At 72.7% G+C, this 297-nt stretch carries 1 protein-coding gene; it reads left to right on the top strand.

Going from position 1 to position 297, the window contains the following annotated elements; translation table 11 throughout:
- On the top strand, positions 1-297 hold a 297-nt coding region (locus tag LO771_RS30280; RefSeq protein WP_230748366.1), incomplete at both ends, for an ATP-binding protein.

The raw sequence follows: 297 nt of genomic DNA, 5'->3' as shown, positions 1-297 counted from the left end.
AACCTCCTCGTCCTCGCGGGCGAGGAGCCGGGCCGCCGCTGGAACCAGCCCGTCCCGCTCGTCGACGTGCTGCGCGCCGCGGCCTCCGAGGTGGAGCCGTACGAGCGCATCGAGCTCTCGGGCATCCCGGAGACCGAGGTCGTCGGCCCCGCCGTGACCGACCTCGTCCACCTGCTCGCCGAGCTGCTGGAGAACGCCACCACCGTCTCCAGCCCGCAGACCAAGGTGCAGGTCAACGCGACCCGGCTGCCGGACGCGCGGGTGCTGGTGGAGATCCACGACAAGGGCATCGGCCTC

This window comes from Streptacidiphilus sp. ASG 303 (assembly GCF_020991365.1).
Taxonomy (GTDB): domain Bacteria; phylum Actinomycetota; class Actinomycetes; order Streptomycetales; family Streptomycetaceae; genus Peterkaempfera.
Note: the sequence above shows the minus strand (reverse complement) of the source record. Positions and strands in the feature narration are given on the sequence as shown.